Source organism: Pseudomonas sp. (assembly GCF_041601375.1).
Taxonomy (GTDB): Bacteria; Pseudomonadota; Gammaproteobacteria; order Pseudomonadales; family Pseudomonadaceae; genus Aquipseudomonas.
On record NZ_JBFIIG010000081.1, the window covers coordinates 1 to 17400 of the forward strand.

The following is a 17400-nucleotide window of genomic DNA, read 5'->3' on the forward strand; positions in this document are numbered from 1 at the left end:
GCCGAAGGCCAGGACGAACTGCAGGTCGACCTCAAGCTCAGCGAAGACGGCGTCAACTACATCAAGCGCTTCACCTTCACCCGCGGCCTGAATCCCGAGTGCTCGGCCAAGGAACAGCAGCTGAAAAAGCCCGGCTGCGTCGACCCGGCGTCCTATCAGGTGGAGGTCAGCTACCTGGTCGACAACCAGTCGGACAAAGCCTGGAGCGGCAACATGTTCGCCCAGCTCAAGCGCGACGACAGTGACGACCCCTCTTCGACCACTGCCACCGGCACCGCCACTTACCTGGGCGGCGCGCTATGGACCGCCGAAGAGCCGTACAAGAAAGTGTCGATGAAAGATATCGACAAGCAACCCTTCAAGGAAACCGTCGAAGGCGGCTGGGTAGCCTGGCTGCAGCATTATTTCGTCACCGCCTGGATTCCCGAGAAAGGCACCACCAATCTGGTGCAGACCCGCAAAGACAGCCAAGGCAACTACATCGTCGGCTTTACCGGACCGGCCGTTCAGGTCCCTGCCGGCGGCCAAGGCGAAGTCAGTGCGATTCTGTATGCCGGGCCGAAGCTTCAGGGTCACCTGAAAACCCTCTCCCCCGGCCTGGAGTTGACGGTCGACTACGGCATCCTGTGGTTCCTCGCCCAGCCGATCTTCTGGTTGCTGGAACATATCCACAGCATCCTGGGGAACTGGGGCTGGTCGATCATCGTCCTGACCATCATCATCAAGCTGATCTTCTTCCCACTGTCTGCCGCCAGCTACAAGTCGATGGCGCGCATGCGTGCCGTGGCGCCGAAACTGGCGCTGTTGAAAGAGCAGCACGGTGACGATCGCCAGAAGATGTCCCAGGCCATGATGGAGCTGTACAAGAAAGAGAAGATCAACCCCCTGGGTGGTTGCCTGCCGATTCTGGTACAGATGCCGGTATTCCTCGCGCTCTATTGGACCCTGCTGGAAAGCGTGGAGATGCGCCAGGCGCCCTGGATGTTCTGGATTACCGACCTGGCGATCAAGGATCCGTACTTCATCCTGCCGATCATCATGGGCGCCACCATGTTCATCCAGCAGCAGCTCAACCCGACACCGCCGGACCCGATGCAAGCCAAGGTGCTGAAGCTGATGCCGATCATCTTCACCTTCTTCTTCCTCTGGTTCCCTGCCGGTCTGGTCCTGTACTGGGTGGTCAACAACGTCTTGTCCATCGCGCAGCAGTGGTACATTACCCGCAAGATCGAAGCGCAGACCAAGGCGGCTGCGGCTTGATCGGCCGGAGCGTCTGAGCGCTGACAGGTCGTTGTTCAACGGCCTGCCAGCAAGCCGTTACCCAGGACGCCCCCATCGAGGGGCGTCTTGCTATCCAGCGTTTGGAGTCGAGCATGTCAGCAGCCCGTGAAACCATTGCCGCCGTCGCGACAGCTCAGGGCCGTGGCGGTGTCGGCATCGTCCGTGTCTCCGGCCCCCTGGCCGGGCAACTGGCCCTGGCGCTTTGCCAGCGCCAGCTGAAACCCCGCTATGCCCATTACGGGCCCTTCTTCGCCGATGCCGACCAGGTGCTGGATGAGGGCTTGGCCCTGTACTTCCCCGGGCCCAACTCTTTTACCGGCGAAGACGTGCTGGAACTGCACGGCCACGGCGGCCCGGTGGTGCTCGATTTGCTCCTGCGGCGTTGCCTGCAACTCGGTGCGCGCCAGGCCAGGCCCGGCGAGTTCAGCGAACGCGCGTTTCTCAACGACAAACTCGACCTGGCCCAGGCCGAGGCGATTGCCGACCTGATCGAGGCCAGCTCCGAACAGGCTGCACGCAATGCCCTGCGCTCGCTGCAGGGCGAGTTCTCGCGGCGCGTGCAGGGCCTGACCGAACGTCTGATCAGCCTGCGCATCTACGTCGAGGCGGCCATCGACTTCCCCGAAGAAGAAATCGACTTCCTCGCCGATGGCCACGTGCTCAACCTGCTCGAGGGCGTGCGCACCGACCTGGCTGGCGTGCTGCGCGAAGCCGGGCAAGGCGCACTGCTGCGCGATGGCATGACGGTGGTGATCGCCGGCCGGCCGAATGCCGGTAAATCCAGTTTGCTCAATGCCCTGGCCGGGCGCGAGGCCGCCATCGTCACCGAGATCGCCGGCACCACCCGCGACGTGCTGCGCGAACATATCCACATCGACGGCATGCCGTTGCATGTGGTGGATACCGCCGGCTTGCGCACCACCGAGGACCAGGTGGAAAAGATCGGCGTCGAGCGCGCGCTGAAGGCCATAGGCGAAGCCGACCGTATTCTCCTGGTGGTCGATGCCACCGCGCCCGAAGCCGACGACCCCTTCTCGCTATGGCCGGAGTTTGTCGATCAGCGCCCCGCGCCGGGCAAGGTCACCCTGATCCGCAACAAGGCGGACCTGTCGGGCGAAGCCATTGCCCTGGAAGTCGGCAGTGACGGTCATGTGACCATCAGCCTCTCGGCCAGATCCAGCGAAGGTCTGGAGCTGCTGCGTGAGCACCTGAAGGCCTGCATGGGCTATGAACAGACTGCCGAGAGCAGCTTCAGCGCCCGCAGGCGGCATCTGGAGGCGTTGCGCCTGGCCGCCACCCATCTCGACCACGGCCACGCGCAACTGACCCTGGCCGGGGCCGGTGAGCTGCTCGCCGAAGACCTGCGCCTGGCGCAGCAGTCTCTGGGCGAGATCACCGGGGCGTTCAGCTCCGACGACCTGCTCGGGCGGATCTTTTCCAGCTTCTGTATCGGCAAGTAGGATGGTGCGGGCCACCTATCTAATGGGTTACGCCGCATCTGAAACCCTCTCGAATCCAAAATATCCCTCCTGCGCCTCACCCGGCATGACGTCATGTCCGTAGGATGTGCGGGTCGCGTAGGATGAGCGCAGCGATACCCTTCGCTGCCGTGCAGTGTTTCTCCAAGCCGCTCTCGGAGCAGGCCGCAATCCTTCATATCCTTGATGGGTTGAGGCGCATCCCCCCTCCTTTCTAATCCAGTATTTCCTTCCTACGCCAAACCCCACCCTGGCTACCGAGCCCCTGAAAACTCTCTTTCTGTCATTCCGGCCGGCATCCGCCTGGGCGAAATACGCGTGCCCCCGCACTTATTTATCCACCTGAGCCCTGTGGAAAACCGCCCCTGAGCCCGGTCCATAACCCGGTGATAAAACTGAGGATAAACGCCCCTGTGGATAACCATCACTTTCATCCACAGGCTGTCTACCGCTACCGAACAGGCTGACGGCAGGATCAGCACAGCCTTTTGAATCGCTGCAAGCCACGTGAGCATTGGGCTGTAGCCATCTATCCACAGAAAAGCGTTGCATACTTAATAAACATAAAAACAAAGATCTATATAAATTCATTCTTTTATTCTTTATTAACCGACCGCTCCGAGAAGGCCGAGGCGGGCTGGCTATTTTTTGTGCAAAAGGCTTCTTTCACACCGGCTAAATCCCTATACTTCCCGGCTTTCCAGCTTTTCGAAGCCAAAAGCCCCTTATTTCTCAACAGGCACGAGGTGCGTGGTGGATTTCCCTTCCCGTTTTCAGGTGATCGTGATCGGCGGTGGTCATGCCGGCACCGAGGCTGCTTTGGCAGCGGCACGCATGGGGGTAAAAACCCTGCTGCTGACCCACAACGTGGAAACCCTCGGCCAGATGAGCTGCAATCCGGCCATCGGCGGGATCGGCAAGAGCCACCTGGTCAAGGAAATCGATGCCCTGGGTGGCGCCATGGCCACGGCCACCGACAAGGGCGGCATCCAGTTCCGCGTGCTCAACAGCCGCAAGGGCCCAGCGGTACGTGCCACACGGGCCCAGGCCGACCGGGTGTTGTACAAGGCCGCCATTCGCGAAACCCTGGAAAACCAGGCCAACCTGTGGATATTTCAGCAGGCCGCCGATGACCTGATCGTCGAGAACGACGAAGTCAAAGGCGTTGTGACCCAGATGGGCCTGCGGGTGTTCGCCGATTCGGTGGTCTTGACCACCGGCACCTTCCTCGGCGGACTTATCCACATCGGCATGCAGAACTATTCCGGCGGCCGTGCCGGCGATCCGCCCTCGATCGCCCTGGCCCAGCGCCTGCGTGAATTGCCGCTGCGAGTCGGCCGCCTGAAGACCGGCACCCCGCCGCGCATCGATGGCCGTTCGGTGGATTTTTCCGTGATGACCGAGCAACCCGGTGATACGCCGATTCCGCTGATGTCGTTCCTCGGCAGCCGGGAGCAGCATCCGCGCCAGGTCAGTTGCTGGATCACCCACACCAATGCCCGGACCCACGAAATCATCGCCGCCAACCTCGACCGTTCGCCGATGTACTCAGGGCTGATCGAAGGCGTCGGTCCGCGTTACTGCCCGTCGATCGAAGACAAGATCCACCGTTTCGCCGACAAGGACAGCCATCAGGTATTTATCGAGCCGGAAGGGCTGACCACCCACGAGCTCTATCCCAACGGCATTTCCACCTCGCTGCCGTTCGACGTGCAGTTGCAGCTGGTGCGCTCCATCCGCGGCATGGAAAACGCCCACATCGTGCGGCCGGGCTACGCCATCGAGTACGACTACTTCGATCCGCGCGATCTGAAATACAGCCTGGAAACCAAGGTCATCGCCGGCCTGTTCTTCGCCGGCCAGATCAACGGCACCACCGGTTACGAAGAAGCCGGCGCCCAGGGTCTGCTCGCCGGCGCCAATGCGGCGTTGCGCGCGCAGGGCAAGGACAGCTGGTGCCCGCGGCGCGACGAGGCCTACATCGGCGTGCTGGTCGACGACCTGATCACCCTGGGCACCCAGGAGCCCTACCGCATGTTCACCTCGCGCGCCGAATACCGGCTGATCCTGCGCGAAGACAACGCCGACCTGCGCCTGACCGAAAAAGGTCGCGAGCTGGGCTTGGTCGATGACGTCCGCTGGGCCGCGTTCGCGACCAAGCGTGAGGCCATCGCCCTGGAAGAGCAGCGCCTGAAAAGCACCTGGGTGCGGCCCGGCACGCCCGAGGGCGAGGCGATTGCCGCGCGCTTCGGCACGCCGCTGACCCACGAGTACAACCTGCTCAACCTGTTGTCGCGCCCGGAGATCGATTATCCCGGCCTGGTCGAACTGACCGGTGCGGGTGCTGAAGACCCACAGGTCGCCGAGCAGGTCGAGATCAAGACCAAATACGCCGGCTACATCGACCGTCAGCAGGATGAGATCGCCCGCCTGCGCGCCAGCGAGGACACCCAGTTGCCCGCGGATATCGACTACAACGGGATTTCCGGCCTGTCCAAGGAAATCCAGCACAAGCTCGGCAATGCCCGTCCGCAGACCCTCGGCCAGGCCTCGCGGATTCCCGGGGTTACCCCGGCGGCGATTTCCCTGCTGCTGATCCACCTGAAAAAACGCGGTGCCGGTCGCCGGCTGGAGCAAAGCGCCTGATGTCCGAGGTAACCGCCAAGCACGCCGAAGAACTGGCGCGAGGCGCCCGCGAGCTGGGCGTCGAGGTGTCGCCCGCACAACAGCAGCAGCTGCTCGCCTACCTGGCGCTGCTGATCAAGTGGAACAAGGCCTACAACCTCACCGCGGTGCGCGATCCCGACGAAATGGTCTCGCGTCACCTGCTCGACAGCCTGAGTGTGGTGCCTTACGTGCGCGACGCTGGAGATAACTGGCTGGACGTCGGCAGTGGCGGCGGCATGCCGGGCGTTCCCCTGGCCATCCTGTTCCCCGAGCGACGCTTGACCCTGCTCGACTCCAACGGCAAGAAAACCCGCTTCCTGACCCAGGTGAAGCTGGAACTGAAACTGGCCAACCTGGAAGTTATCCACAGCCGGGTCGAGGCCTTCACGCCGCCGCAGCCATTCAGCGGTGTCGTCTCCCGGGCGTTCAGCAGCCTGGAGGATTTTGCCAACTGGACCCGCCATCTCGGCGATGACCAGAGCCAATGGCTGGCCATGAAAGGCGTGCATCCGGACGACGAACTGCAAGCCCTGCCGAGCGACTTCCGCCTGGCAGCCAGCCACGTGCTCAAGGTTCCCGGTTGCCAAGGTCAGCGTCATCTGCTGATACTGCGTCGCTCGGTCTAGGGGGAACGCAACATGGCTAAAGTATTCGCAATCGCCAACCAGAAAGGCGGCGTGGGCAAGACCACCACCTGCATCAATCTGGCGGCCTCGCTGGTTGCGACCAAGCGCCGGGTGCTGCTGATCGATCTCGATCCACAGGGCAACGCGACCATGGGCAGCGGTGTGGATAAACATGCCCTGGAGCATTCGATCTACGACGTGCTGATCGGCGAATGCAACCTGGTCGAGGCCATGCAGTATTCCGAGCACGGCGGTTACCAGTTGCTGCCGGCCAACCGTGACCTGACGGCCGCGGAAGTCGGCCTGCTGGAAATGAAAATGAAGGAAAGTCGCCTGCGTAACGCCTTGGCGCCGATCCGCGAGAACTACGACTACATCCTCATCGACTGCCCGCCGGCGCTGTCGATGCTCACGGTCAATGCCCTGGTGGCTTCCGATGGGGTGATCATCCCCATGCAGTGCGAGTATTTCGCCCTGGAAGGCTTGAGCGACCTGATCAACAGCATCCAGCGCATCGCCCAGATGCTCAACCCCTCGCTGAAGATCGAAGGCCTGCTGCGGACCATGTACGACCCGCGCATCAGCCTGACCAACGATGTCTCGGCGCAGCTCAAGCAGCATTTCCCCGACACCCTGTACCAGACCGTTATCCCGCGCAACATCCGCCTGGCCGAGGCTCCCAGCTACGGCATGCCGGCGCTGGTCTACGACAAGCAATCCCGTGGCGCCATTGCCTACCTGGCCTTGGCTGGCGAGCTGGTTCGCCGTCAGCGCGCCAGCGCCCACACCGCAACCGCATAAGGAACTTCGCATGGCCGCCAAGAAACGAGGGCTGGGACGAGGCTTGGACGCCCTGTTGGGGGGCACCACCGTCACCGCACTGCAGGAAGAAGCCGCCCAGGTCGATAGCCGCGAGCTGCAATACGTGCCACTGGATCTGATCCAGCGCGGCAAGTACCAACCGCGGCGCGACATGGATGCCACCGCACTGGACGAACTGGCCCAGTCGATCAAGGCCCAGGGTGTTCTGCAGCCGATCGTGGTGCGGCCGATTGGCCAAGGGCGTTTCGAGATCGTTGCCGGCGAGCGGCGCTGGCGTGCCTGCCAGCAGGCAGGCCTGGAGAAGATCCCGGCGATGGTGCGCGAACTGCCCGACGAGGCGGCGATTGCCATGGCGCTGATCGAGAACATCCAGCGCGAAGACCTCAACCCGATCGACGAGGCCGTTGCCCTGCAGCGGCTGCAGCAGGAATTCCAGCTGACCCAACAGCAGGTGGCCGAGGCCGTGGGCAAATCCCGCGTGACCATCAGCAACCTGCTGCGCCTGATCGGTCTGCCGGAGGAGATCAAGACCCTGCTGTCCCATGGCGACCTGGAGATGGGCCATGCGCGAGCCCTGCTCGGTCTGCCGGCGGAACAACAGGTCGAGGGGGCGCGACACGTTGTCGCACGCGGGCTGACCGTGCGCCAGACCGAGGCCCTGGTACGCCAGTGGTTGAACGGCAAACCCAAGGTCGAAGCCGCGGCCAAAAGCGACCCGGACATCAGTCGTCTGGAACAGCGCCTGGCCGAGCGCCTGGGCTCTCCGGTGCAGATCAAGCACGGGCAAAAGGGCAAAGGCCAACTGGTGATTCGCTACAACTCGCTGGATGAATTGCAGGGCGTTCTGGCCCACATTCGCTGAAACAATTGATCAGGTAGCGGCTTCACGGAAATCACTACCTGACAGTTGAACCGGGGGGGCTGCGCCCCTATACTTTGCGCGCTTTTGTCGGCACGAAATATGCCAGGTCGTTGATTTGAGACGGCCGACGCCGTAAGGACTGTGACGATGGATGTTCGCACGCCAAATCGCCTGCCCTTTCATCGATTAGCGGTGTTTCCGGTCTTGCTGACCCAGCTGGCTGTACTACTGTTAGCGGCTGCGGTGCTGTATGCCACACGTGGCGCGGTAACCGGTTATTCGGGATTGTGCGGCGGGCTGATTGCCTGGTTGCCGAATCTGTACTTTGCCCACAAGGCGTTCCGATTCAGTGGAGCGCGTGCCGCCCAAGCGATAGTCCGGTCTTTTTATGCCGGTGAAGCGGGCAAACTGATTTTGACGGCAGTGTTGTTTGCACTGACGTTCGCGGGCGTGAAGCCATTGGATGCGCTGGCGGTATTCGGCGTCTTCCTGCTGACCCAATTGGTCAACTGGTTCGCGCCCTTGCTAATGAAAACAAGATTTTTAAGACCTTAGCGCTCGAGGGATATATGGCAGCAGCAGAAACCGCTTCGGGTTATATCCAGCATCACTTGACCAACCTGACCTACGGTCAGCACCCGGTCAACGGCTGGAGTTTTGCCCACAACGTCAGGGAAGCTCAAGAAATGGGCTTCTGGGCATTCCATGTCGATACCCTGTTGGTGTCGGTGGTGCTCGGCCTGATCTTCATTCTGTTGTTCCGCGCCGCTGCCAAGCGCGCCACTTCCGGGCAACCGGGTGGTCTGCAGAATTTCGTCGAAGTCCTGGTCGAGTTCGTCGATGGCAGTGTCAAAGACACCTTCCATGGTCGCAACGCCCTGATCGCACCGCTGGGTCTGACCATCTTCGTCTGGGTCTTCCTGATGAACTTCATGGACCTGATCCCGGTGGATTGGCTGCCGCTGCTGGCCGCGACCCTCGTCGGCGACCCGCACCTGTACTTCCGCGTGGTGCCGACCACCGATCCGAACGCGACCCTGGGCCTGGCCCTGTCGGTGTTCGCCCTGATCCTCTACTACAGCATCAAGGTCAAGGGTATCGGCGGTTTCATCGGTGAGCTGACCCTGCACCCGTTTGGCAGCAAGAACATCCTGGTCCAGGCCCTGTTCGTGCCGGTCAACTTGCTGCTCGAGTTGGTGACCCTGATCGCCAAGCCGATTTCCCTGGCGCTGCGTCTGTTCGGTAACCTGTATGCCGGCGAGCTGATCTTCATTCTTATTGCAGTCATGTTCAGCGGCGGTCTGCTGCTGGGCGGTCTGGGTATCGTCTTGCAGTGGGCGTGGGCGGTGTTCCACATCCTGATCATCGTGCTGCAAGCGTTCATCTTCATGATGCTGACCATCGTCTACCTGTCGATGGCGCACGAAGACAACCACTAAGCGCGCAACGCGCATCCTCGATGCTCTTCCCTGGTGGGGAACGGCAGATCAGGGTGCGCTCCCGCTCGAGGTGGACGCCCGCAAGGGCAACACAGGCAATGATTTAGCTTTACCGCTTTACCTTAGAAAACCTTAAACCAATACGACATAAAAGTCGGGAGGAAAGATGGAAACTGTAGTTGGTCTGACCGCGATCGCTGTAGCACTGCTGATTGGCCTGGGTGCCCTGGGTACCGCCATTGGTTTCGGCCTGCTGGGCGGCAAGTTCCTGGAAGGCGCTGCGCGTCAACCGGAAATGGTTCCGATGCTGCAAGTCAAGATGTTCATCGTCGCCGGTCTGCTCGACGCCGTGACCATGATCGGCGTTGGTATCGCACTGTTCTTCACCTTCGCGAACCCCTTCGTTGGTCAAATTGCAGGCTAATCACTCGAGTATTCGAGTGGATTGGTTTGACGGACAACGAACGAGCGAGGTGTTGGCGTGAACATTAATGCAACCCTGATTGGCCAGTCCGTTGCCTTCTTCATCTTCGTGCTGTTCTGCATGAAGTTCGTATGGCCTCCGGTCATTACGGCTTTGCAGGATCGTCAGAAGAAGATTGCAGATGGACTGGACGCTGCCAGCCGTGCGGCTCGTGACCTGGAGTTGGCCCAAGATAAAGTGGCCCAACAACTGCGCGACGCCAAAGGCCAAGCAGCCGAAATCATTGAGCAAGCCAAGAAACGTGGATCCCAGATCGTCGACGAAGCCCGTGAACAGGCCCGTGTCGAAGCTGACCGCGTGAAGGCTCAGGCTCAGGCCGAGATCGAGCAGGAACTGAACAGTGTCAAAGACGCCTTGCGTGCCCAAGTGGGTAACCTGGCCGTCAGCGGTGCCGAGAAGATCCTGGGCGCATCCATCGACCAAAACGCGCATGCGGAGCTGGTTTCCAAACTGGCAGCCGAAATTTAAGCGAGGGCGCGATCATGGCAGAACTGACCACGCTGGCCCGACCTTACGCCAAGGCTGCTTTCGAGTATGCCCAGGCCCACCAGCAACTGGCCTCTTGGTCAGCCATGCTTGGCCTGGCCGCTGAGGTGTCGCGCGGCGACACCATCCAGCGCATGCTCACGGCTCCGCGTCTGACGAGTACAGATAAGTCCACCACCTTCAACGAGGTGTGTGGTGACAAGTTCGACGCCCAGGTACGCAATTTCATCCATATCGTCGCCGAAAACGATCGCCTGGCCCTGTTGCCGGAGATCGCCGATCTGTTCGAGCTGTATAAAGCCGAACAGGAAAAATCGGTCGATGTGGATGTCACCAGTGCCTTCGCATTGAGCGATGAACAGCAAGACAAACTCGCCAAGGTTCTCAGTGCACGGCTCGGCCGGGAAGTGCGCCTGCACGCTACGGAGGATGCCAGCCTGATAGGTGGTGTCGTAATCCGCGCCGGCGACCTGGTTATCGATGGCTCAGTTCGCGGCAAAATCGCGAAGCTGGCCGAAGCATTGAATTCTTGAGTTTGAAGGGGCAGCAGAGCTATGCAGCAACTCAATCCTTCCGAAATAAGTGAAATCATCAAGGGGCGTATCGAGAAACTCGATGTCGCCTCGCAAGCCCGTAACGAAGGCACTGTCGTCAGCGTATCCGACGGTATCGTGCGTATTCACGGTCTCGCCGACGTAATGTACGGCGAAATGATCGAGTTCCCGGGCGCCGTCTACGGCATGGCGATGAACCTGGAGCGCGACTCTGTCGGCGCCGTGGTTCTCGGTGCCTATCAGTCGTTGGCTGAAGGCATGAGTGCCAAGTGCACCGGCCGCATCCTCGAAGTGCCGGTAGGTCCGGAACTGCTGGGTCGCGTGGTCGATGCCCTGGGTAACCCAGTCGACGGTAAAGGCCCGCTGAACAACGTCGCCAGCGACGCGGTTGAGAAGGTTGCACCGGGCGTGATCTGGCGTAAGTCGGTCGACCAACCGGTACAAACCGGTTACAAGGCCGTCGACGCCATGATCCCGGTTGGCCGTGGCCAGCGCGAGCTGATCATCGGTGACCGTCAGATCGGTAAAACCGCTCTGGCCATCGACGCCATCATCAACCAGAAGAACAGCGGCATTAAGTGCGTGTACGTGGCAATCGGTCAGAAGCAATCGACCATCGCCAACGTGGTGCGCAAGCTGGAAGAAAACGGTGCCTTGGCTAACACCATCATCGTCGCCGCCAGTGCTTCCGAATCCGCTGCGCTGCAGTTCATCGCACCGTACTCCGGTTGCACCATGGGTGAGTACTTCCGCGACCGCGGCGAAGACGCGCTGATCGTGTATGACGATCTGTCCAAGCAAGCCGTGGCTTACCGCCAGATCTCCCTGCTGCTGCGCCGTCCGCCAGGCCGTGAAGCTTACCCGGGCGACGTGTTCTATCTCCACAGCCGCCTGCTGGAGCGTGCATCGCGCGTTTCCGAAGAGTATGTCGAGAAGTTCACCAATGGCGAAGTGAAAGGCAAGACCGGTTCCTTGACCGCCCTGCCGATCATCGAAACCCAGGCTGGCGACGTTTCCGCGTTCGTTCCGACCAACGTGATCTCGATCACCGACGGTCAGATCTTCCTGGAATCGGCCATGTTCAACTCCGGCATCCGCCCGGCTGTGAACGCCGGTGTCTCGGTTTCCCGCGTAGGTGGTGCCGCTCAGACCAAGATCATCAAGAAGCTTTCCGGTGGTATCCGTACCGCTCTGGCTCAGTACCGTGAATTGGCGGCTTTCGCCCAGTTCGCCTCTGACCTGGACGAAGCCACTCGCAAGCAGCTCGAGCATGGTCAGCGCGTTACCGAGCTGATGAAGCAGAAGCAATACGCGCCGATGTCCATCGCCGACATGTCGCTGTCCCTGTACTCGGCCGAACGCGGCTACCTGCAGGACATCGAAATCGCAAAAATCGGCAGCTTCGAACAAGCTCTGATTGCTTACTTCAACCGCGATCACGCCGACTTGATGGCGAAGATCAACGTGAAGGGTGACTTCAATGACGAAATCGACGCTGGCCTGAAAGCCGGTATCGAGAAGTTCAAGGCCACCCAAACCTGGTAAGCCGCAGCGGAGGCCTGATGGCCTCCGCCTGCTAACCCGATAGGTGTCAAATGGCAGGCGCAAAAGAGATTCGCAGCAAGATTGCGAGCATCAAAAGCACGCAAAAGATCACCAGCGCCATGGAAAAGGTGGCTGTCAGCAAGATGCGCAAGGCTCAAATGCGCATGTCTGCCAGCCGTCCTTATGCGGAGCGTATCCGCCAGGTGATTGGTCATCTGGCCAACGCCAACCCGGAATACCGCCACCCATTCATGATCGAGCGTGAAGTCAAGCGCGTCGGTTATGTCGTGGTGAGCAGTGACCGTGGTTTGTGTGGTGGCCTCAATACCAACCTGTTCAAGGCCTTGGTCAAGGACATGCTGGTCAACCGCGAACAAGGTATAGAGATCGACCTCTGCGTGATTGGTGGCAAGGGTGCGGCATTCTTCCGCAGCTTTGGCGGCAATATCGTTGCTGCGATCAGCCACCTGGGCGAAGAACCGTCGATCAACGATCTGATCGGTAGCGTCAAGGTCATGCTCGATGCGCACCTCGATGGCCGCATCGACCGTTTGTCCGTGGTCTCCAACAAGTTCATCAACACCATGACGCAACAGCCGACAGTGGAACAGTTGATTCCCCTGGTGGCTGATCCGGATCAAAAGCTCAAGCATCACTGGGACTACCTCTACGAACCCGATGCCAAGGAGCTGCTGGACGGCTTGATGGTGCGCTACGTGGAGTCGCAGGTGTACCAGGCGGTGGTCGAGAACAACGCGGCTGAACAAGCGGCGCGGATGATCGCGATGAAGAATGCTACCGATAACGCCGGTGATCTGATCAGCGATTTGCAGCTGATCTACAACAAGGCGCGTCAGGCGGCGATCACCCAAGAGATCTCGGAAATCGTTGGCGGCGCTGCCGCGGTCTGATACCGGTTCAAATATTCAGAGGATCCAGCTATGAGTAGCGGACGTATCGTACAAATCATCGGCGCCGTGATCGACGTGGAATTTCCACGCGATCAGGTTCCGGGCATCTACGACGCCTTGAAAGTTCAAGGCGCCGAAACCACTCTGGAAGTTCAGCAGCAGCTGGGCGACGGCGTGGTGCGTACCATTGCGATGGGCTCGACCGAAGGCTTGAAGCGCGGTCTGGACGTCAAGAACACTGGCGCAGCCATCTCTGTCCCTGTCGGTAAAGCGACCCTGGGCCGGATCATGGACGTACTGGGCAACCCGATCGACGAAGCCGGTCCGATCGGCGAAGAAGAGCGTTGGGGCATTCACCGTCCTGCGCCTTCCTTCGCTGAGCAGGCAGGCGGCAACGACCTGCTGGAAACCGGCATCAAGGTTATCGACCTGATCTGCCCGTTCGCCAAGGGCGGTAAAGTCGGTCTGTTCGGTGGTGCCGGTGTCGGCAAGACCGTGAACATGATGGAACTGATCCGTAACATCGCCATCGAGCACAGCGGTTATTCCGTGTTCGCCGGTGTGGGCGAGCGTACCCGTGAGGGTAACGACTTCTACCACGAGATGAAGGACTCCAACGTTCTCGACAAGGTAGCCCTGGTTTACGGTCAGATGAACGAGCCGCCAGGCAACCGTCTGCGCGTAGCACTGACCGGCCTGACCATGGCCGAGAAGTTCCGCGACGAAGGTAACGACGTTCTGCTGTTCGTCGACAACATCTACCGCTACACCTTGGCCGGTACTGAAGTATCCGCACTGCTGGGCCGTATGCCTTCGGCAGTAGGTTACCAGCCGACCCTGGCCGAAGAGATGGGTATCCTGCAGGAGCGTATTACCTCCACCAAGCAGGGTTCGATCACTTCGATCCAGGCGGTATACGTACCTGCGGACGACTTGACCGACCCGAGCCCGGCGACCACCTTCGCCCACCTGGACGCCACCGTCGTACTGTCCCGCGATATCGCTTCCCTGGGTATCTACCCGGCGGTCGATCCGCTCGACTCCACTTCGCGTCAGCTCGACCCGAACGTGATCGGTCAGGAGCACTACGACACCGCTCGCGGCGTGCAGTACGTGCTGCAGCGTTACAAGGAACTGAAGGACATCATCGCGATCCTGGGTATGGACGAACTGTCGGAAGCCGACAAGCAGTTGGTATCCCGTGCGCGTAAGATCCAGCGCTTCCTGTCGCAGCCGTTCTTCGTGGCCGAAGTCTTCACCGGTTCGCCTGGCAAGTACGTCTCCCTGAAGGACACCATCGCTGGTTTCAGCGGCATCCTCAAAGGTGATTACGATCACCTGCCGGAGCAGGCGTTTTACATGGTCGGCGGCATCGAAGAAGCCATCGAGAAAGCGAAGAAACTGTAATCACCCGTGCGCCCGGAGACGGGCGCTTACGTGAGGCTAGATATGGCTATGACAGTCCATTGCGACATCGTCAGCGCAGAAGGCGAGATTTTCTCCGGTCTGGTCGAGATGGTGATTGCGCACGGCAACCTGGGCGATATGGGTATCGCTCCAGGCCACGCGCCGCTGATCACCGACCTCAAACCAGGTCCGATTCGCCTGATCAAGCAAGGTGGCGAAGCCGAGGTGTATTACATCTCCGGCGGCTTTCTTGAAGTGCAGCCGAACATGATCAAGGTTTTGGCCGATACCGTGCAGCGTGCTGCCGACCTCGACGAAGCCTCTGCTCAGGAAGCCGTCAAGGCTGCCGAGAAGGCCCTGCATGAAAAAGGCGCCGAGTTCGACTACGGTTCCGCCGCCGCTCGTCTGGCCGAGGCCGCAGCTCAGCTGCGCACCGTCCAGCAGCTGCGCAAGAAGTACGGCGGTAGCTGATACCAGGCTGGTCGTTGCACTTCATCGCACGTCAGTAAAAGGGTAGCCTTGGCTACCCTTTTTCTTTGTCCGCATTTTCTGGATCAGTGTCTGCCTATGTCTCTCGATATCGTCATACTCGCCGCCGGCCAGGGCACCCGCATGCGCTCCGCCCTGCCGAAAGTCCTCCATCCGATCGCCGGTAAGTCCATGCTCGGCCACGTCATCGACCGCGCCCGGGAGCTTTCGCCTGCCGGCATCCATGTGGTGATCGGCCATGGCGCGGACCTGGTGCGCGAGCGACTGGCCGCAGATGACCTGAACTTCGTCCTGCAGAGCGAACAGCTGGGCACCGGCCATGCCGTGGCCCAGGCCCTGCCGGCGCTGACGGCCGAGCGCGTGCTGATCCTTTACGGCGATGTGCCGCTGATCGAGACCGCCACCCTCGAGCGCTTGCTGGAGCAGGTCGGCACCGAGCAGCTTGGGCTATTGACGGTCGACCTCATCGACCCGACCGGCTATGGCCGCATCGTGCGCGATGCGGCTGGCGTGGTGAAGGCGATCGTCGAGCACAAGGACGCCACTCCCGAGCAGCGGCAGATCTGCGAAGGCAACACCGGCATTCTCGCCGTACCGGGCAAGCGCCTGGGCGACTGGCTGGGCCGGCTGTCCAACAGCAATGCCCAGGGCGAGTACTACCTGACCGACGTGATCGCCATGGCCGTGGCCGATGGCCTGGTGGTGGCCACCGAACAGCCACTGGATGCCATGGAAGTGCAGGGCGCCAACGATCGCATGCAGCTGGCCGAACTGGAGCGTCATTACCAGCAGCGCGCCGCGCGCAGCCTGATGGTCCAGGGCGTGACCCTGCGCGATCCGGCGCGTTTCGACTTGCGTGGCGAGGTGACGGTGGGCCGCGACGTGCTGATCGATATCAACGTGATTCTCGAAGGTCGGGTGATCATCGAGGATGGCGTGCAGATCGGCCCGAACTGCGTGATCAAGGACAGCACCCTGCGCCAGGGCGCAGTGGTCAAGGCCAACAGCCACCTGGACGGCGCGGAAATGGGCGCGGGCAGCGATTGCGGTCCCTTTGCCCGCCTGCGTCCCGGCAGCGTGCTCGGCGCCAAGGCGCATGTCGGCAACTTCGTCGAACTGAAGAACGCCGTGCTCGGCGCAGGCGCCAAGGCCGGCCACCTGAGCTACCTGGGCGATGCCGAGATCGGCGCCCGCAGCAATATCGGTGCCGGCAGCATCACCTGCAACTACGACGGCGCCAACAAGTTCAAGACGGTGCTCGGCGAGGACGTGTTCATCGGCTCCAACAGTGCCCTGGTGGCGCCGGTGACCCTGGGCGACGGCGCCACCACCGGCGCCGGTTCGGTGGTGACCAGCGATGTGCCGGCCAATACCCTGGCCGTCGGCCGCGCCAAGCAGCGCAACATCGAGGGCTGGAAGCGCCCGGTGAAAATCAACAAGTAGGGCGGCCTCGCCGCGCAGCGGCAGCCCGCCATTGAGTTCGGAATACTGCCTTCGGCGAGTACGCTCTACGGGCTGATCGCCCAGCGGCTCTTGACTCAAAAGCTTCATTAGGTTTTGATTCGCGCCATTATCTTTCGAATCGAAACTTAGCATGTCGAAACGCAACACGCCGCAACGTCGTCACACCATCCTCGCCTTGCTCGCCGAGCAGGGCGAGGTGAGTGTGGATGAGTTGGCCAAGCGTTTCGCCACCTCGGAAGTGACCATTCGCAAAGACCTCGCCGCCCTGGAAAAGAACGGTTTGCTGCTGCGCCGCTATGGCGGTGCGGTGCCCCTGCCGCAGGAGCTGATCGGCGATGCCGGCCAGCCGATTTCCCCCTACAAGCAGGCCATCGCCCGCGCCGGCGTGGCGCGGATCCGCGAGCATGCACGAATCATCATCGACAGCGGCACCACCACGGCGGCGATGATCCCCGAGCTGGGGCACAAACCCGGGCTGGTGGTGATGACCAACTCGCTGAACGTGGCCCGCGCCCTCAGCGAACTGGAACACGAGCCGGTGCTGCTGATGACCGGCGGCACCTGGGATCCGCATTCGGAATCCTTCCAGGGCCAGGTCGCCGAGCAGGTACTGCGTTCCTACGACTTCGACCAGCTGTTTATCGGCGCCGATGGCATCGACCTGACCCGCGGCACCACCACCTTCAACGAGCTGCTCGGCCTGTCGCGGGTGATGGCCGAGGTGGCCCGCGAGGTGGTGGTGATGGTCGAGAGCGACAAGATCGGCCGCAAGATTCCCAATCTGGAACTGCCCTGGAGCAGCGTCCATACCCTGATCACCGACGAGCGCCTCGATGCCGAGGTGCGTGAACAACTGAGGGCGCGCGGGGTCAACCTGATCTGCGC

Annotated in this window: 17 protein-coding genes; all 17 read left to right on the plus strand. The window is 61.2% G+C overall.

The genetic code is table 11. The annotated features are described in order from the left end of the window. A partial coding sequence (gene yidC, locus ABZE94_RS12165; protein WP_372875779.1) for a membrane protein insertase YidC occupies positions 1–1260 on the plus strand: 1260 nt, incomplete at its 5' end. A 113-nt stretch (positions 1261–1373) separates the two neighbouring features. Then, on the plus strand, positions 1374–2741 hold the full coding sequence (gene mnmE / locus ABZE94_RS12170) for a tRNA uridine-5-carboxymethylaminomethyl(34) synthesis GTPase MnmE (RefSeq protein ID WP_372875780.1): 1368 nt from the start codon (positions 1374–1376) through the stop codon (positions 2739–2741). 771 nt (positions 2742–3512) lie between these two features. Beyond that, complete coding sequence (gene mnmG, locus ABZE94_RS12175; RefSeq protein WP_372875781.1) at positions 3513–5405, plus strand: tRNA uridine-5-carboxymethylaminomethyl(34) synthesis enzyme MnmG; 1893 nt, start codon at positions 3513–3515, stop codon at positions 5403–5405. Further along, entirely contained in the window at positions 5405–6052 is a 648-nt protein-coding gene (rsmG, locus tag ABZE94_RS12180) for a 16S rRNA (guanine(527)-N(7))-methyltransferase RsmG (protein ID WP_372875782.1), read from the plus strand. Before mnmG ends, rsmG begins: the two co-directional genes overlap by 1 nt. A gap of 12 nt (positions 6053–6064) precedes the next feature. Next, positions 6065–6853: a ParA family protein gene (locus ABZE94_RS12185; protein ID WP_372875783.1), complete on the plus strand. Its 789-nt coding sequence runs from the start codon at positions 6065–6067 to the stop codon at positions 6851–6853. A 10-nt stretch (positions 6854–6863) separates the two neighbouring features. Continuing rightward, on the plus strand, positions 6864–7736 hold the full coding sequence (locus ABZE94_RS12190; RefSeq protein WP_372875784.1) for a ParB/RepB/Spo0J family partition protein: 873 nt from the start codon (positions 6864–6866) through the stop codon (positions 7734–7736). Positions 7737–7883: 147 nt separating this feature from the next. Next, positions 7884–8291: a F0F1 ATP synthase subunit I gene (locus tag ABZE94_RS12195; protein WP_372875785.1), complete on the plus strand. Its 408-nt coding sequence runs from the start codon at positions 7884–7886 to the stop codon at positions 8289–8291. A gap of 14 nt (positions 8292–8305) precedes the next feature. Next, entirely contained in the window at positions 8306–9175 is an 870-nt protein-coding gene (atpB, locus tag ABZE94_RS12200) for a F0F1 ATP synthase subunit A (RefSeq protein WP_372875786.1), read from the plus strand. A 166-nt stretch (positions 9176–9341) separates the two neighbouring features. Further along, entirely contained in the window at positions 9342–9599 is a 258-nt protein-coding gene (atpE, locus tag ABZE94_RS12205) for a F0F1 ATP synthase subunit C (RefSeq protein WP_003097235.1), read from the plus strand. 57 nt (positions 9600–9656) lie between these two features. Beyond that, positions 9657–10127: a F0F1 ATP synthase subunit B gene (locus tag ABZE94_RS12210; RefSeq protein WP_372875787.1), complete on the plus strand. Its 471-nt coding sequence runs from the start codon at positions 9657–9659 to the stop codon at positions 10125–10127. Positions 10128–10141: 14 nt separating this feature from the next. After that, complete coding sequence (locus tag ABZE94_RS12215) at positions 10142–10678, plus strand: F0F1 ATP synthase subunit delta (protein ID WP_372875788.1); 537 nt, start codon at positions 10142–10144, stop codon at positions 10676–10678. A gap of 21 nt (positions 10679–10699) precedes the next feature. Then, the gene (gene atpA / locus ABZE94_RS12220) at positions 10700–12244 is read left to right on the plus strand and encodes a F0F1 ATP synthase subunit alpha (RefSeq protein WP_372875789.1); all 1545 of its coding nucleotides are present in this window, start codon (positions 10700–10702) and stop codon (positions 12242–12244) included. Between the two features lie 50 nt (positions 12245–12294). Further along, positions 12295–13155 (plus strand): F0F1 ATP synthase subunit gamma, encoded by an 861-nt coding sequence (gene atpG / locus ABZE94_RS12225; protein ID WP_372875790.1) that lies wholly within the window; start codon positions 12295–12297, stop codon positions 13153–13155. A gap of 30 nt (positions 13156–13185) precedes the next feature. Beyond that, positions 13186–14562 carry a F0F1 ATP synthase subunit beta gene (gene atpD, locus ABZE94_RS12230; RefSeq protein ID WP_372875791.1) on the plus strand — a complete coding sequence of 459 codons (1377 nt, stop codon included), beginning with the start codon at positions 13186–13188 and terminating at the stop codon, positions 14560–14562. A 42-nt stretch (positions 14563–14604) separates the two neighbouring features. Beyond that, positions 14605–15033: a F0F1 ATP synthase subunit epsilon gene (locus ABZE94_RS12235; RefSeq protein WP_172148049.1), complete on the plus strand. Its 429-nt coding sequence runs from the start codon at positions 14605–14607 to the stop codon at positions 15031–15033. A 96-nt stretch (positions 15034–15129) separates the two neighbouring features. Then, a complete protein-coding gene (glmU, locus tag ABZE94_RS12240; protein ID WP_372875792.1) occupies positions 15130–16494 on the plus strand; it encodes a bifunctional UDP-N-acetylglucosamine diphosphorylase/glucosamine-1-phosphate N-acetyltransferase GlmU in 1365 nt (454 codons plus the stop codon). Positions 16495–16645: 151 nt separating this feature from the next. After that, a partial coding sequence (locus ABZE94_RS12245) for a DeoR/GlpR family DNA-binding transcription regulator (RefSeq protein WP_372875793.1) occupies positions 16646–17400 on the plus strand: 755 nt, incomplete at its 3' end.

What these genes read in the sequence shown, in the direction of transcription:
- atpG (WP_372875790.1), top strand. Translation starts at nt 12,295, where the DNA reads ATGGCAGGCGCAAAAGAGATTCGCAGCAAGATTGCGAGCATCAAAAGC.
- atpB (WP_372875786.1), top strand. Translation starts at nt 8,306, where the DNA reads ATGGCAGCAGCAGAAACCGCTTCGGGTTATATCCAGCATCACTTGACC.
- ABZE94_RS12215 (WP_372875788.1), top strand. Translation starts at nt 10,142, where the DNA reads ATGGCAGAACTGACCACGCTGGCCCGACCTTACGCCAAGGCTGCTTTC.
- ABZE94_RS12190 (WP_372875784.1), top strand. Translation starts at nt 6,864, where the DNA reads ATGGCCGCCAAGAAACGAGGGCTGGGACGAGGCTTGGACGCCCTGTTG.
- atpA (WP_372875789.1), top strand. Translation starts at nt 10,700, where the DNA reads ATGCAGCAACTCAATCCTTCCGAAATAAGTGAAATCATCAAGGGGCGT.
- atpE (WP_003097235.1), top strand. Translation starts at nt 9,342, where the DNA reads ATGGAAACTGTAGTTGGTCTGACCGCGATCGCTGTAGCACTGCTGATT.
- mnmE (WP_372875780.1), top strand. Translation starts at nt 1,374, where the DNA reads ATGTCAGCAGCCCGTGAAACCATTGCCGCCGTCGCGACAGCTCAGGGC.
- ABZE94_RS12235 (WP_172148049.1), top strand. Translation starts at nt 14,605, where the DNA reads ATGGCTATGACAGTCCATTGCGACATCGTCAGCGCAGAAGGCGAGATT.
- rsmG (WP_372875782.1), top strand. Translation starts at nt 5,405, where the DNA reads ATGTCCGAGGTAACCGCCAAGCACGCCGAAGAACTGGCGCGAGGCGCC.
- ABZE94_RS12185 (WP_372875783.1), top strand. Translation starts at nt 6,065, where the DNA reads ATGGCTAAAGTATTCGCAATCGCCAACCAGAAAGGCGGCGTGGGCAAG.
- glmU (WP_372875792.1), top strand. Translation starts at nt 15,130, where the DNA reads ATGTCTCTCGATATCGTCATACTCGCCGCCGGCCAGGGCACCCGCATG.
- ABZE94_RS12195 (WP_372875785.1), top strand. Translation starts at nt 7,884, where the DNA reads ATGGATGTTCGCACGCCAAATCGCCTGCCCTTTCATCGATTAGCGGTG.
- atpD (WP_372875791.1), top strand. Translation starts at nt 13,186, where the DNA reads ATGAGTAGCGGACGTATCGTACAAATCATCGGCGCCGTGATCGACGTG.